Genomic DNA, 14,988 nt, shown 5'->3' on the forward strand with positions numbered 1-14,988 from the left:
GCCGACACCCGTCGGGTCATGCCCGTGTGGCCACGGCCCCGCCGAGGTGGCGGGCGAAGAAGTGGACCGCCTTGTCGGCCTCGAACCTGGGCAGTTCCTTGTGTGCGCCCGCGTTGGCGTGCAGCGTCTTCTCCTTTGAGGCGAAGGCGTCGAACAGCGCGAGACCGGCGGCCCGGGGGATGTACTCGTCGTCCCACTGGAGCATGTACTCGATCGGGACGGTGATCCGCCTCGCCGACTCGGCGAGGGCATCGGGCCAGTGGAGACCGAAGACCGCGGCCGTGATCCTGGGTTCGGCCGCCACGAACGGCACGCCGATCGCGGTGCCCATGTTCAGCCCGAAGTAGCCGACCGGCCCGTCGGAGCCGATCTCAGGCAGTTGCTGGAGGGCGTCCAGCGTCGCCCGCCACTCGGGCAGCGCCTGCTCCGCAAGGTGGGCGTTGTAGCGGACGACGATCTCGCCGACGGGCTGGCCCGCCGCCATCGCCCGCTGCATCGCGGCGATCTCCTGCTCGTCGTACGCCGTCCGGGGCCGGCCGCCGTGCCCGGGCGCGTCGATGCAGGCCGCGTGGAAACCGGCGCCGGTCACCAGGCGTTGGGCCCGGCCGACCATGGCCGGTGAGTGGCGGTGGTTGCCGCCGCCGTGGCCGAGCAGGACCAGCGGCGCCCGCTCGGGGCCGGAGGCGGGGGACCAGAGCGCGCCGGTGATCTCGCCGATCGTGAAGTCGCGTTCGACGACACCGTCCGCCGACGTCGTCTCCGCGGTGAAGTGCACAGTGTCCATGGGATGTTGCCTTTCGGGAGTGCCTTGTGGTCGAGGCGCTCCCGGCGACCCCTAGATCGGTCGCGCGCCCGTGACGGAGACGGGGAGCACCCACGGCGTTGCAGCGTTCATGGGTCTCACCTCCTCGGGCGGTGTCACGGCCGAGAGAGAAGCTAGCAGGCTGATCGTCGCCCGGACCAATGTTTTTCCCGCCCTCCCATCGGCTAGAGCAGAGCCTCGGCAACGGCTCGCAGGTTGGCCCGGCCCCGCCCGTAGACGCACAGCCCGTCCGCCGCCTCCGTCTCCGCGTCCGGCAGGCCGGTGGCGATCAGCAGCGCGTCCGGGCGGCCGGCGAGCAGCGCCGTGCGGACCGCGGCCTGCCAGGGATGCAGGTCCGGATCCTCCGTGGCGATGAGCAGCGGCCGGCCCTGGGCCCGCCGCAGGACGTCGGCCACGTCGACGGGGTCCCGCGTGGCCGCGACGCCGTCCGTGCCGGGCATGACCTCGCGCAGGACGCGAACCAGGTCCGTACGGGACCATTCCAGCGCGGGTTTCGGGGGACGGTGCAGGTCGACGACGAAGGGGTCGAGGACGGGGCCGGGCAGTGGCTTCCACCGTATGGCCCGGCGGGCGGCGCGCAGCCCGATGTCCGCAACGGGGCTGTGGCTCGGGGGCGGCGGCTGTGCGAAGCGTTCGGCCAGCGCGTCCACCCGGCGGGCCGCCTCGACCACCCTGGCAGGATCGAGACGACCGTCGGCCATCGCCTCCACCAGCGCGTCCCGGCAGCGCAGCCAAAGGCCCGGATCCGGGCGCGCGATGATCAGCTGGTCGGCGCCCGCGCCGATCGCGGCCACGGCAGCGGCGGCCTCACCGACGCCGTCGGCGATCGCCTTCATCTCCAGGGCGTCGGTCACGATCACGCCCTCGAAGCCGAGTTCGGTGCGCAGGAGGTCGGTCAGGATGCGGCGGCTGAGTGTGGCGGGGGCGGCGGGATCGAGTGCCGGGTAGACGACGTGTGCCGTCATGACGAGCGGTACGCCCGCGGCGACGGCGGCGCGGAAGGGCAACAGGTCGGTCTCGCGCAGGACTTGCTCGTCCCGTGCGTCGACGGCGGCGCCGAGATGGCTGTCCACGGTCGTCGAGCCGTGCCCCGGGAAGTGCTTGGCGCACGGAGCGACCCCGGCCGCCAGCGTGGCCTCGATCCAGGCGGTGACGTGCCGGGCCGCGTGGACGGGATCGGCACCGAAAGCGCGCGTCCGCACGATGGGGTTGGCGGCGACCCGGTGCACATCGGCGACCGGGGCGAAGCTCACGGTCACGCCGCACTCGGTGAGATGCCGGGCGAGCGCGTCCGCGACGGCGCCGGTCAGCCCAGTGTCGTCGGCGACGCCGAGCGCCCAGTTCCCGGGCGTCTCCGGCGCCCCTGCCCTGGCCAGATGGCTGATACCACCGCCCTCCTGGTCGACGGTGACCAGGAGACCGGGCCGGAGTGCCCTCAACTCGTCGGTGAGGGACCGCAGTTCGGAGCGACCGGCGACGTTGCGGGTGTGCAGGATCACGCCGCCGAGCCCGGTGTCGGCCAGTCGTTTCAGCTCGTCGGGGAGGGCGGTTCCGTCGAAGCCGAGAACGAGGCAGCGGCCTGCGGCCTCGACCAGATCCCCGGGAAGAGTGGTCACGAGGTCATCTCCCGAGTCGTCGTACGGCCGTGGGTGTCCTCCTTGTCCGGGGCCACCAGCAGGACACAGCTGGCCCAGTGACGGTCCGTCACATCCACGCGTGGGGGAACCTCGGTGGCGCACGAGGGCCGGGCGAGGGGGCAGCGGGGGTGGAAGCGGCAGCCGGTGGGCGGGTGGACCAGGTCCGGGGGTTCGCCGTAGTCGTCCTCGACCGCATCCGGTGCGACGCCGTCGGTGCCGTCCGGGCGCCGGCCCGCCAGGAACTCCATGCGGTCGGGATCCGGCGTCGAGTCGAGCAGCAGCCGGGTGTACGGGTGGGCCGGGCTCTGGGTGACGTCCTCCGCGGTGCCGTACTCGACGATCTCGCCCGCGTACATCACCGCGATCTCGTCGGCGAAGTAGCGGGCGCCCGCGATGTCGTGGGTGATGTACAGCATGGCGAGGTGCTCCTCGTCGCGCAGGGCGGCGAGGAGGTTGAGGATCTCCAGGCGGATGGAGACGTCCAGCATGCTCACCAGCTCGTCGCCGAGCAGCACTTCGGGCTCGACGGCGAGTGCGCGGGCGATCGCGACGCGCTGCCGCTGGCCGCCGGAGAGCTCGTGCGGGAAGGCGTCCAGGAAGCGCTCGGGCGGGGTGAGCCGCACCCGTTCCAGCAGGGCCCGCAGGCGCCGCTCCAGGTCCTCGCGGCCGGTGACGGAGCCGTGCAGCCGCAGCGGGCGTTCCAGCAGATACCGCACGCGGTGCAGGGGGTTGAGGGAGCCGAACGGGTCCTGCAGCACCATCTGGACCCGGCGGGCGTAGGCGCGGCGGCCGCGGGCGGAGGCCGGTTCGCCGCCCAGCAGGACACGGCCGTCGGTGGGCTCCTGGGCGAGGGCGAGCGTCCTGGCGAACGTGGACTTGCCACTGCCGCTCTCGCCGACCAGGGCGACGGTACGGCCGGGGCGGAGGCTCAGCGAGGCCTTCTCCAGCGCGTGCACGATCTCCCCGCGGGCGCGGTGCACCGGGTAGTGGACGGTGACGTCCACCGCTTCCAGCACGGGTGCCGGCTCGTCGGTCATCATCGCCCTCCGGTCGTCGGCGCGGGCAGGCTCCCGGCGTGGACGCAGGCCACCGTGCGCTCCGTGCCGCATCCGGCGAGCTCGGGCGGGGCCGCGCCGCACTCAGGCGTGGCGTGCGGACAGCGCGGCTGGAAGGGGCAGCCCGGCGGCAGGCCGCGCAGGTCGGGTGGATTTCCGGGGATGCCGTTCAGCCTGCGCATCGGCCCGCGCAAGGGCGGGAACGAGTCCCGCAGCCCGCGCGTGTACGGGTGCCGCGGATCCCGGTACAGGTCCCCGGCGGGCCCGCTCTCCACGATCCGGCCGCCGTACATCACGGCGATCCGGTCGGCGATCTCCAGCAGCAGCGACAGGTCGTGCGTGATGAACACGACGGAGAACCCCAACTCCCGCTGCAGCCGGATCACTTGGCGCAGGATCTGCCGCTGCATCACCACGTCCACGGCCGTCGTCGGCTCGTCCATCACCAGCAGATCCGGCTCGCACACCAACGCCAGCGCGATGGTGGCGCGTTGCCGCATCCCGCCCGAGAGCTCGTGCGAGTAGCTGTCGAGTCGGCTGGTGGGGATCCCGACGAGTTCCAGCATGTGCGCGGCGCGTTCGCGGGCCTCCCCCTTGGGGATACGACGATGAGCGCGCAGGACGTCGGTGAACTGGGCGCCGAGCCGCGCGACCGGGTTGAGGGCGTTCATCGCGCTCTGGAAGACGACGGCAGTGTGCTCCCACCGCGTCCGGCGCAGTTCGCGGGCATCGGCGTGCAGCAGGTCGACGGGGGCACCCGAGCGCGGATGGAGGACGGCGCTGCCCGACCGGACCACGGCGGGTGGCCGCAGGAGCCGTAGCAGCGCGTTGACGAGAGTGGTCTTGCCGCTGCCGCTCTCGCCTGCGATGCCGAGGATCTCTCCCCGGTGCAGCTCCAGGGACACCTGCGACACGGCTGGCAGGGGCTCGGCCTCCGTACCGTAGTCGACGCTCAGGTCCTTCACGTCCAGCAACAGATTCATCGTGCCCCCTTCCGCGAGGACTTGGGGCGGCGAGCACCGCGCAGTCGTGGATTGGTCAGTTCGTCGATGCCGAAGTTGACGAGCCCGGCCGCCGCGCCCAGCACGGTGATCGCGACCCCGGGCGGCACGAACCACCACCACGCGCCCGAGACCATCGCCTGCCGCTGCTGGGCGAAGTAGAGCATCGTGCCCCAACTGACGGTGTTGATGTCGCCGATGCCCAGGAAGTCCAGGCCGGAGACGGCGAGGATGGAGGTCACCAGCGAGAGCATCAGCGTCGCCGAGATCACCGGCAGCAGGTTCGGCAGCACCTCGACGAGCATGATCCGCAGATTGCTCTCGCCGAGGAGCCGCGCGCCCACCACGAAGTCCCGGTTGCGCAGGGACAGTGTCTGCACGCGCTTGGAACGGGCGCCCCAGGCCCAGCCGGTCAGCCCGATGACCAGCGCCACCGCGAACGGACCGCCCCGCCCCCGCAGATACCCGGCGAGGATGATGACCAGCGGCAGCCCCGGCAGGACCAGGAACACGTTCGTGAGGGCCCCGAGCACGGAGTCGACCATCCCGCCGTAGTAGCCACCGATGAGGCCCACGGCCACCGACAGCGTGGTCGAGACCACGGCCGCCAGCGCGCCCACGAGGAGCGAGGTGCGGGTGCCCACGACGAGTTGGGCGAGGACGTCGGTGCCGTCCTGGGTGGTGCCCAACGGGTGCGCGGAGGACGGGGGTTGGAGGACCACACCGGTCAGTTCCGTGGGGGACAGGCCCATGAGCGACTGCACGATCCACGGGCCTACGGCGGCGACGAGGACGTACACCCCGATGATGGCGAGTCCGACGCGGGCCTTGCGGTTGGCGGGGACGAGCTTGCGCAGTGCGGTGCGCCAGGTCAGCCGGCCGGTGGTGGGAGTGAGCGGGGCGGCGAGCGTCATGCGTCCTCCCGGGTGCGCGGGTCGAGCAGGACGTAGACGGAGTCGGCGATGAAGTTCGCCACCAGCACGGAGAGCGAGATGATCAGGAACAGGGCCTGCATCAGCGGGTAGTCGAGGTTCACGACGGCCTGGTAGAAGAGGTAGCCGATGCCGGGGTAGGCGAACACCGCCTCGGCGAGCAGCGAACCGCCCACGACCGTGCCGATCGAGATGGCCAGGCCCGCCACCTGCGGCAGCATAGCGTTGCGGGCCGCGTACGCCAGCAGGATCCGACCGCGGCCGAGTCCCTTGGCCTCGGCCAGAGTCACATAGTCCTCCGCGACCGTCGTGATCATCATGTTGCGCATGCCGAGCAGCCAGCCGCCGACCGAGGACACGATGATCGTCGCCGCGGGCAGGAAGCCGTGGGCGATCACGCTGGTGACGAAGGTGAGGTTGAAGCCCGGTTCGAGATTGAGGTCGTAGCCGTTCTGCGAGGGGAAGACCGGCAGGTTCACCGACAGCAGCAGGAGCAGCATGGTGGCGACCCAGAAGTACGGCATCGAGCCGAGGAAGGTCGCGAGCGGTGCCATGACGCTGTCCAGGCGGCTGCCGGGCCGGGCGCCCGAGACGATGCCGAGGCCGGTGCCGAGCAGAAAGGCCAGGACGGTGGTCAGGCTCACCAGGCCCAGCGTCCACGGCAGGCCCTGCGAGATCATCTCGCTGACCGGCTGCGGGAAGTACGCGGTGGAGACGCCGAAGTCGAGGTGGGCCAGCTGGTCCAGGTAGTGCAGGTACTGCTGCCACAGGCTCTGGTCGGGCACGCCGAACAGGGCCCGGATCGACTTCTCGGTCGCGGCTGAGACCTGGGAGCGCTGGGCGAGCTTGTTGAGGATGACGGAGGCCGGGTCCCCCGGCATCAGCCGGGGGATGACGAAGTTGAGGGTGATCGCGACGGCGGCGGTGCCGACGTAGAAGCCGAGCCGGCGCAGCAGGACCCGGGCCCGGCCGCCGCGCCGGCGCGGAGCCGCCGAGTCCCGCGCCTTGCCGACCGGCAGTGTCGTCGCCGTCATCGCGCCAACTCCTGGGAAGCGGCCATCACTTCACCGGCTTGAGATGCGCGAGCACGTTCTCGAAGGCCGGTCCGCCGTTCCAGGGCGCGCAGATGTCGTACGGGTTGTCCTTGCTGGGGAAGCCCGTCCAGTTGCGGGCGCTCCAGGCGCAGCCGGCGGTGATGTTGGAGAGCGTCACGTACGGCACCTGGTCGACGATGATCTTCTCCAGCTTCCGGGTGAGCGCGATCTGTGTCGCCTCGTCGCCGGTGTTGGACAGCTGGTTGAGCAGGTCGTCGGTCGGTGTGTCGCGCCAGCGCAGGTAGTTGTTGGTCTGCGCCTTGCCGCCGTTCGCCGTCCCCGCGAACTCGCTGTTCAGCAGCGGGTTGTAGATCTGCCAGGGCACGGCGCCGTACGCGATCCCGTACGCGGCGAGGTCGAAGTCGCCCTTCGCGCGGGTGTCCGTGTAGGTGCTGCTGGCCAGCGTCTGCACATTCACCTTGATGCCGATCTTGCCGAGCTGGTCGGCGATGATCCGGGCCCGCTGCACGGAGTCGGCGAAGTCGGCGACCTCGATGTAGTCGAGCGTGAGCTGCTTGCCGTCCTTCACCGCCTTGCCGCCGCTGAGGGTGTAACCGGCCTGCTGCAGCTGGGACTTGGCGGCCGCGAGATCGGTCTGAACGGCGTCCTTGTACGCGGGGTCCAGCCATTTGCCCTGCGTCGCCGCGTCCAGGCCGGTCTGGCTGATCGGGTCGGCGCCGAGCTGGGTGACCAGCTGGATGAGCTGCTTGCGGTCGATCGCCAGCTCGACTGCCTTGCGCAGATGGACGTCCTTGAGCGGACCCCGGTCGTGGTTGAAGACCAGGATCAGCGCCCCGTACGTCGGATAGAAGTAGCCGTTCTTCGCCGGGTCCTTGTCGATGTACTGCTTCTCCAGATTGGGTATCGCGCCGCCGCTCAGATCCTCCTGACCGCTGGTCAGCTGGGACAGCTCGGTGGCGGAGTTCACCACGGGCAGCCGGACCTGCTTCACCTGCATCTTGCTGCGCCAGTAGTCGTTCCTGAGCGCCAGCGTGATCTGCTGCGGATCGAACCGCTTCAGGGTGTACGGCCCACTGCCCACGGGATTGGGATTGGTATAGGTGACCGGATTCTTACCCGTCCAGTATTTCTCCGGCACGATGTACTGCTGGAGAATCGACGCCACCTGTGTGAAGGCGGGCTTGTCGAAATGGAAGACGACCGTCTTCTCGCCCTGCGCGGCCACCGACGTGAAGGAAACGCCGTAGGAATTGAGCGCGGGCGTCTTCTTCACCAGCTGGAAGGTGAACACCACGTCCTTGGCGGTGACCGGTTTTCCGTCGCTCCAGGTGGCCTTCTTGTCGATGTCCACGGTCAATGTGCGGCCGTCCGACGAGAGTTTCTGTGCGGAGGCGAGCCACGGTTCGAATTCGCCGCCCTTGAGGACATCGACCCCCATGAGCGACTGGTACATGTAGATCCTGGTTCCCGGAGACGCGTCACCGGTGCTGGTCAGCGGGTTGAAGTTGCGCTGGAGCACGGTTTTTCCGGACGCGTAGTTGATCATCATCGAGCCATTGCCCGAATTCGCCGAACCGCTGTCCTGGCAGGCGGTGAGGGCGAGACTCATCACCACGACCACCGCTGCCGGACCGGTTCGGAAGGAACGCCTGAGCCGCACGGCTGACCTCCCGTCTCGGTTGCCGAATTGTGTGAACGGCGAACGCCGGGTGTCAAGAAGAAACCGGAAATACGCGATAAACGAACCTGGTTCGAAAATGCAATGGAACCAGGTTCGTATGTCGGAGAAGGGTTTCGACGGATGTGGTTTCAGGGCAAGAATGGTCCTCAGTCGATCCGGAGGAAATGAAATTGACCCAGACTCGTGACACGCCCTCGGTGACCGGCTGGATGCGTGAGGCGCGGTTCGGCCTCTTCGTCCACTTCGGCGTCTACAGCATGGCCGCACGGCACGAGTGGGTGCGCAGTTACGAGGAGATCGGCGACGCCGAGTACCAGAAGTACGTGGACCACTTCGACCCGGACCTGTTCGACGCGGCCGACATCGCCCGCACCGCCCGCGCGGCGGGCATGCGCTACGCCGTCCTCACCACCAAGCACCACGACGGCTTCTGCCTCTGGGACTCGGCGCTCACGGACTACTCCTCGGCGAAGGTCTGCGGCCGGGATCTCGTCGCCGAATTCGTCGCCGCCATGCGTGCCGAGGGCCTGAAGGTCGGCTTCTACCACTCGCTCCTCGACTGGCACCATCCCGACTACGTCATCGACGGTGTCCACCCGCTGCGCAACGCACCGGAGGTGACCGCCCTCAACTCCGGTCGGGACATGGGCAGATACCGCGCCTACCTGCACGGCCAGGTCAGGGAGCTGCTGACCTCGTACGGCCAAGTGGACCTGATGTTCTACGACTTCACGTTTCCATGGAACCGTGGCGGAATGCCGGGCAAGGGCCCGGAGGACTGGGACTCACCGGAACTGCTGGCGATGACCCGCGCCCTCCAGCCCGGCATTGTCGTCAACAACCGCCTCGGCATTCCGGGGGATTACGTCACTCCCGAACAGTTCCAGCCGGACCGCCCACTCATCGACGAGAACGGCGCCGAGGTCATGTGGGAGGCGTGCCAGACGCTCAACGGCTCGTGGGGGTACCACCGGGACAACCTGGAGTTCAAGGAACCCGGCGACCTGGTGCGCATGCTCGTCCAGTCCGTGTCGAACAACGGCAACATGATCCTGAACGTCGGTCCCGACGGCCGGGGCAACCTCGAACCGCGGGCCCGGACGATCCTCGACGCCGTTGCCGACTGGATGCGGCTGCACGCCCGCTCCGTCCACGGCGCCGGCCCGGCTCCGTTCACGCCACCCGCCCACGGCGTGTACACCCAGCGCGGCAACCGCCTCTACCTCCACCTCTTCGCCTGGCCGTTCAGACACGTCCACCTGCCGGGCCTCGCGGGCAGAGTGAAGTACGCCCAACTCCTGGGCGACGGAAGCGAAGTGGGCCTGAGCGTGCTCGACGGTGTCCCGCAGGCGCACGCCAACCTCGCCCCCTTGCCGCAAGCCTCGGACACGCTCACCCTCACGCTGCCGGTCATGCGCCCCGAGGTACTCGTACCGGTCGTCGAACTCTTCCTGACGGACGAGCCCTAGCCCGCCGGCGGCCCGCTGCTCTCCCGCACCACCAGCTCCGTCGCCACCTCCACCCGCGTTGTCTCCGGCGCCTCACCGGCCAGCAGGCGCAGCACCATCCGCGCGGCCAGCGCCGTCATGTCGGCGATCGGTGTCCGCATGGTCGTCAGCCGAGGGGTCACCCAGTCCGCGAACGGCAGGTCGTCGAAGCCGACCACGCTCACATCGTGCGGGATGCGCAGCCCCAGCTCGGCCGCCGCGCGATAGGTGCCGAGCGCCTGATGGTCGCTGCCGGCGAAGATCGCCGTCGGGCGGTGGGGCAACGCCAGCAGCTCCAGGGCGTGTTGATACGCGAGACCGTGCGTGAAGTCGCCGTAGCGGACCAGTCGCGGATCGAAGGGCAGCCCGGCCTCGGTCAGTGCCGAGCGGTAGCCGTCCACGCGTGCGCGTGACGTGAGCCGGCGCTCCGGGCCGCTGATCACGGCGATACGCCGGTGGCCGAGCTCGATGAGATGGCGGGTCGCGGCCAGCCCGCCGGGCCAGTTGGTCGCGCCCACCCAGGGGATGCCGGGCGCGGGCTCGTCGATCGGGGCGACGAGGGCGTACGGGATGCCGAGTCCGGCGAGGTCGGCGTGCTGCTCTGGGGTGAGCTCGGGCACCACCAGGATCGCCCCTCGGGTCGGGCGCGTGGCCAGCGAGTCGAGCCACTGGCGTGCCCGCTTCTGCCGCCCGTGCGTCGCCGAGACGACCAGTCCCATGCCCGCCTCGTGCAGCACGTCCTCCGCGCCGCGGATCAGCTCGACCGCCCAGGGGCTGTCGAGTTCGTTGATGACGAGATCGATCAGCCCGCCGGGCGGCGCGGCGGTGGCCGCGGGCCGCTGCCGCGCGAGATAGCCGTGCTTCTCCAGCAGCCGCTGCACCTTGGCCCGCGTCTCAGCCGAGACATCGGACCTGTCGTGCAGCACCTTGGAGATCGTGGAGACGGAAACCCCGGCCTCATCCGCTATTTCCGCCAGTGTGCGCCGCCGTGCCCCGCCGGATCCTGTCCGGACTGTTGACGTCATCGGATGAATCTCCTACGTTTCCCGGCGACCGCAGCTTGCGAAAACTATCGCAATCGGTCCTCCTGGCGTAGAGGTGGCAGGTGGCTCTCGATGAAGAGACGGCGTCCGGGCCGGAGTTGGCGGATCACCTCGCCGGCCGCCGCCACCGCGCTGTTACTCGCGGGCTGCGGCGGCACCGGGGGAGGGGCGGCCAACTCGAGTGGCGGTAAAGGTGAGTTGCTGGTCTGGGTGGACAAGACCCGTACCCCGGGTGCTCAGCAGTACAAGAAGGCGGTGATCCTCCCGCTCTCCTTCTACCCCTTCGGCGTCTACCCCGCCTTCCTGCACTTCCAGGCCAACCTGCCGGACAGCCTGCTGGACGCCGGACGCGTCGACGGGTCGCCGTCAACAACTCCAGCGGCTTCGCTGACCCCGACATCCACCAGCCGGAGAAGGGCTGAGCCATGACCGACCACTGGAGACGGATGTGAGACTGAGACAACTGTCAGTACTGGCCGCTGTGACGGCGCTGGTGGCTCTGCCGGTCCAAGCGCAGGCGGCGGGCCCCGGGCGCACCTATCACGTGGCCCCATGGGGCGGCGATCACGCGTCCGGCTCCCCGTCGAGCCCCCTGCGCACCATCGGCGAGTGCCTCTCGCGCGTCCACCCCGGCGACACCTGCCTCATCCACCGCGGCACCTACCGCGAGCAGGTCACCCCGCCCTCCGGCACGAAGGACGCCCCGATCACCCTCGCCGCCTACGGCGACGGCGCCGTGACGATTGACGGCACCGACCCGGTCACCGGCTGGAAGGACGCCGGCGGCGGACTGGTCGCCGCCGATACGAACCTCCCGCTCGACCCCGACTTCAACGCGGTGTTCCTCGACAACGGCCGTGCGGCGGAGGGCCGTTGGCCGAACTCCGGGTCCGACCCGCTCAACACCACCTGGGCGGAGGCGGATCCGACCTCCACCGACCAGCACATCGACGACACCGACCTCCCGGACGCCGACTGGACCGGCGCGACCGTGCACCTGTGGGCCGGCTCCAACCCCTGGGCCCAGCAGACCGGCACGGTGACCGCGACCTCGCCAGGCAAGCTGGACTTCAAGGGCGGCAACTACCGCTGCCCGCCGCTGTGCATGGGCAACCAGAACTACCGCAACTACTACCTCGTGGGTTCGAAGGCCGCCCTCGACCAGCCGGGGGAGTGGTACTACGACAGGACCGAGCACCGCCTCTACATGGTCCCGCCGAGCGGTGGCATGACCGGCCACACCGTGACCGCCAAGCACCGCCTCTGGGGCGTCGACCTCACTGACAGCTCCTACGTCGCCGTCCGCGGCCTGGACCTGTGGGGCACCTCGCTGCGAACGGGCAAGTCCAGCAGCGGAGTTGTGGCCGACGGGCTGCACGCCACGTACATCTCCGAATTCTCGACCCTTCCCATGCCACCGGACAGCGACCTCGCGATCCCGCCCTTCGAGGGGCACATCGTCGCCTCCCGCATCCTCGACTCGGGCGTGCAGATCCTCGGCACTGGCAACACCCTGAAGAACAGCGAGATCTCGCAGTCGGCCGGAGACGGCGTGCTGGTACGTGGCAGCGGCAACACCATCACCGGCAACTACATCCACGACGTCGGCTGGATGGGCAGCTACACCCCCGGCATCGAGATCAACGGCAACGACCACACGGTCACCCACAACACGATCCGCCGTACCGGACGTGCCTCCATCGACACGGCCTGGCAGCTCAACGGCACCGAGTTCCACGGCAACCGCATCGCCTACAACGACCTGTCCGAGGCCATGCGCACCTCCCGCGACGGCTCGCCCTTCTACGTCTGTTGCAGTCTCGACGGCACCGGCACCTCCATCGACCACAACACCTCGCACGACGCCGACGGCCAGGTCGGCTTCTACGTCGACAACTACTCCGGCCACTTCCTGCTGCACCACAACGTCGCCTGGAACACCGGCAGTCGGGGCACCTTCTTCAACGGTCACACCGGTCCGAGCATCGCCAACCAGGACCACAACTCCAGCTACGGCGTCGGCATCAACGGCAACTCGGTGCTGCTGAGCGGCGCGACCGACGCCTCCGGCTCGTACATCAGCAACATCGCCGGCCCGAAGCCGGTCACCGCGACCCAGACCGGCGACCCGCTTCCCGTGGTCCGCTCCAACCTCATCACCGACACGCCCGGCTACACCGACGCCGTCAACGGCGAACTGTGGCCCACCGCCGGCTCACCCGCCGTCGACGCGGGCGAGACCATCGACGGCATCACCACGGACGTGCGGGGCACGGCCCCCGACATCGGTGCGTACGAGTACGGCGAACCGATCTGGTCCACCGGCTGCGACCTCCCCGGCTGCCAGGAGCGCGTCCGGCACGGCGCCTGGACCGCCACCGCGAGCGACGGCACGGACGCCTCCGCCGCCGTCGACGGAGACATCAACACCCGCTGGACGGCCGCCGCCGCGCAGACCCCCGGCCAGTCGCTGACCGTGGACCTGGGGGAGACGAGGACCTTCGACCGGCTCTCGCTCGACGCCGGCCGCGACACCAGCGGACAGCCGTACGGCTTCGCGGTCTCCGTCAGTCGCGACGGCACGGACTGGAGCGGGGCCCTCGCCCGCGTCTCGGGCCGGTCGTTCACGCAGGACGCGGTCTTCCCGACGCGGACCGCCCGCTACGTCCGCATCACCCTCACCGCGAGCGGCCCCGCCAACTGGGTGGTCAACGACCTGCGCCTGTACGGTGACGGTCCCGACGCCTCCGCCACGCTCCAGGCCGAGCAGGCCACGACCGTGCGCGGCGCCGAGCGGGGTGCGGCCGCCACCGGTGTGCTGGATTCCGGTGAATGGATCGGATTCCGGCGAGCGAGCGTGCGCGGCGACAGGCTCACCGTACGCCTCGCCTCCACCTGCGCCGCCGGCTGCTCACTCCAGCTCCGGCTCGACGCCCCGCAGGGACCGGTGGCCGCGACCCTGCCCGTGCGCTCCACCGGCTCGGTTGACACCTGGCAGGAGCAGTCGGTCACTCTGCCCCGGCGGCTGTCCGGTGTTCACTCCCTCTACCTGGTCGCGAAGGGAGGGCCTCGGGTCGCGCGCCTGGACTGGCTGACGATCCGGTCATGACGCTCCGCGGCTTCGCCTGCTTGCCGCAGAACGCCGACTCCAGGGTGCCCAGCATGGTGGTGAGCACCGCCCCGTTGTTGGAGGTGTCGGCCATCGCCGCGAGGCTGCGGCGGCCGTCCTTCGTGGCGAACGCGTACGTGTAGTAGCCCTGGACGGCACCTGTGTGGCCGTACACCGAGATCCCGCACGACAGGTCGCGGCGGCGCAGGCCCAGCCCGTACGCCTGGGTGCTGTTCACCGGGATCATCCGTTCCATCTGGCGGAGCTGCGCGGCCGAGGTGAGCCGGCCGCGCAGCAGCGCGGACAGGAAGGTGTTCAGGTCGCGGGTGCTGGAGATGATCGCGCCCGCGCTCTGCGCCCAGGACGCGGTCTGCCGCGTCGCGTCGATGAGGGCAGCGCCCGCCTTGTCCGGGGTGAGGTAGCCGTTGGCGTGACGGCCGGGGATCTTCGTGCCGGGGTGCACGTAGAAGGTGTCGCGCAGCTTGAGCGGCTTGATGATGCGGTTCTGGTACGCGGTGTGTACGGAGTGGCCGGTCAGCTTCTCGATGAGCATGCCGGCGACGACGAAGTTGGTGTTGGAGTACGAGTACGCGGCTCCGGGCCTGTTGGTGCGGGCGTGCCGCAGGGAGCGGTTCACCAGCTGGCGGTAGGTGAAGACCTTGGTGCGGACGGCCTCGAAGCCGGCGACCGAGCGCGCGAACATGTCGTTCGTGTAGTCGTACAGACCGCTGCGGTGGCCGAGGACCTGCCGCACCGTGATGGAGCGGTCGGGCAGCAGCCCCGGCAGATAGCGGTCGACCGGGGCGTCCAGGTTGAGCTTCCGCTCATCCACCAGCTGCATCAGCACCACCGCCGAGAACACCTTGGTGACACTGCCGATGCGGAACCGGTCGGCGTTGGAGGCGGCCCGTCCGGTCGCGCGGTCGGCGAGGCCTGCGGCCGTGGTCCGGACCGTGCCGCGGTCGTCGACGCGTGCGATCGCCCCCGGCGCGCCCTGTCGGAGCGCGGTGCGCAGAACGCCCTGGAGGCCGGTGATGTCCGGTTTCGGTAGTGACTCGGCCGGGGCGGCGTGCGCCGGAACCGCGACAAGGGAGAGCACGACCGTCCCCAGCAGGGCGCTCTTGGATGCGAGATGAGTCACATTCACGCGAGGCAACTTTCTTCC

Annotated in this window: 12 protein-coding genes; 3 read left to right on the forward strand and 9 right to left on the reverse strand. The window is 69.8% G+C overall.

Annotated elements, in window-relative coordinates; translation table 11 throughout:
* Positions 1-16: 16 nt before the first annotated feature.
* The 7 genes from ABZ848_RS41235 to ABZ848_RS41265 all read right to left on the reverse strand — a co-directional run bounded on the left by ABZ848_RS41235 (position 17) and on the right by ABZ848_RS41265 (position 8,112).
* Positions 17-784, reverse strand: coding sequence for an alpha/beta hydrolase (locus ABZ848_RS41235; RefSeq protein WP_360840400.1), 768 nt, complete (start codon positions 782-784; stop codon positions 17-19).
* Between the two features lie 203 nt (positions 785-987).
* The gene (locus ABZ848_RS41240) at positions 988-2,439 is read right to left on the reverse strand and encodes a glycoside hydrolase family 3 N-terminal domain-containing protein (RefSeq protein ID WP_360840402.1); all 1,452 of its coding nucleotides are present in this window, start codon (positions 2,437-2,439) and stop codon (positions 988-990) included.
* Complete coding sequence (locus tag ABZ848_RS41245; protein WP_360840503.1) at positions 2,436-3,497, reverse strand: ABC transporter ATP-binding protein; 1,062 nt, start codon at positions 3,495-3,497, stop codon at positions 2,436-2,438. Before ABZ848_RS41245 ends, ABZ848_RS41240 begins: the two co-directional genes overlap by 4 nt.
* Positions 3,497-4,498, reverse strand: a complete 1,002-nt coding sequence (locus ABZ848_RS41250; RefSeq protein WP_360840404.1) for an ABC transporter ATP-binding protein — start codon at positions 4,496-4,498, stop codon at positions 3,497-3,499. The genes ABZ848_RS41245 and ABZ848_RS41250 overlap by 1 nt, the downstream gene beginning before the upstream one ends.
* Positions 4,495-5,430: an ABC transporter permease gene (locus ABZ848_RS41255; RefSeq protein ID WP_360840405.1), complete on the reverse strand. Its 936-nt coding sequence runs from the start codon at positions 5,428-5,430 to the stop codon at positions 4,495-4,497. The genes ABZ848_RS41250 and ABZ848_RS41255 overlap by 4 nt, the downstream gene beginning before the upstream one ends.
* Positions 5,427-6,482 carry an ABC transporter permease gene (locus ABZ848_RS41260; protein ID WP_360840407.1) on the reverse strand — a complete coding sequence of 352 codons (1,056 nt, stop codon included), beginning with the start codon at positions 6,480-6,482 and terminating at the stop codon, positions 5,427-5,429. Before ABZ848_RS41260 ends, ABZ848_RS41255 begins: the two co-directional genes overlap by 4 nt.
* Before the next feature lie 25 nt (positions 6,483-6,507).
* Positions 6,508-8,112: an ABC transporter substrate-binding protein gene (locus ABZ848_RS41265; protein WP_360840408.1), complete on the reverse strand. Its 1,605-nt coding sequence runs from the start codon at positions 8,110-8,112 to the stop codon at positions 6,508-6,510.
* Positions 8,113-8,354: 242 nt separating this feature from the next.
* On the opposite strand from ABZ848_RS41265, the gene ABZ848_RS41270 reads away from it, so the two are divergent.
* Positions 8,355-9,653, forward strand: a complete 1,299-nt coding sequence (locus tag ABZ848_RS41270; RefSeq protein ID WP_360840410.1) for an alpha-L-fucosidase — start codon at positions 8,355-8,357, stop codon at positions 9,651-9,653.
* On the opposite strand, the gene ABZ848_RS41275 is transcribed toward ABZ848_RS41270, so the two are convergent.
* The gene (locus ABZ848_RS41275; RefSeq protein ID WP_360840411.1) at positions 9,650-10,696 is read right to left on the reverse strand and encodes a LacI family DNA-binding transcriptional regulator; all 1,047 of its coding nucleotides are present in this window, start codon (positions 10,694-10,696) and stop codon (positions 9,650-9,652) included. The two genes, ABZ848_RS41270 and ABZ848_RS41275, sit on opposite strands and share 4 nt — an antisense overlap.
* A 90-nt stretch (positions 10,697-10,786) precedes the next feature.
* On the opposite strand from ABZ848_RS41275, the gene ABZ848_RS41280 reads away from it, so the two are divergent.
* Together ABZ848_RS41280 and ABZ848_RS41285 are read left to right on the forward strand one after the other, a co-directional pair.
* Positions 10,787-11,143: a hypothetical protein gene (locus ABZ848_RS41280; protein ID WP_360840413.1), complete on the forward strand. Its 357-nt coding sequence runs from the start codon at positions 10,787-10,789 to the stop codon at positions 11,141-11,143.
* 19 nt (positions 11,144-11,162) lie between these two features.
* The gene (locus ABZ848_RS41285; RefSeq protein WP_360840415.1) at positions 11,163-13,823 is read left to right on the forward strand and encodes a discoidin domain-containing protein; all 2,661 of its coding nucleotides are present in this window, start codon (positions 11,163-11,165) and stop codon (positions 13,821-13,823) included.
* Here ABZ848_RS41285 and ABZ848_RS41290 read toward each other — a convergent pair.
* Complete coding sequence (locus tag ABZ848_RS41290) at positions 13,723-14,964, reverse strand: serine hydrolase domain-containing protein (protein ID WP_360840416.1); 1,242 nt, start codon at positions 14,962-14,964, stop codon at positions 13,723-13,725. The genes ABZ848_RS41285 and ABZ848_RS41290 overlap by 101 nt on opposite strands.
* Between the last annotated feature and the right edge of the window lie 24 nt (positions 14,965-14,988).

The sequence above is a fragment of the Streptomyces sp. NPDC047081 genome (assembly GCF_040643775.1).
Taxonomy (GTDB): Bacteria; Actinomycetota; Actinomycetes; order Streptomycetales; family Streptomycetaceae; genus Streptomyces.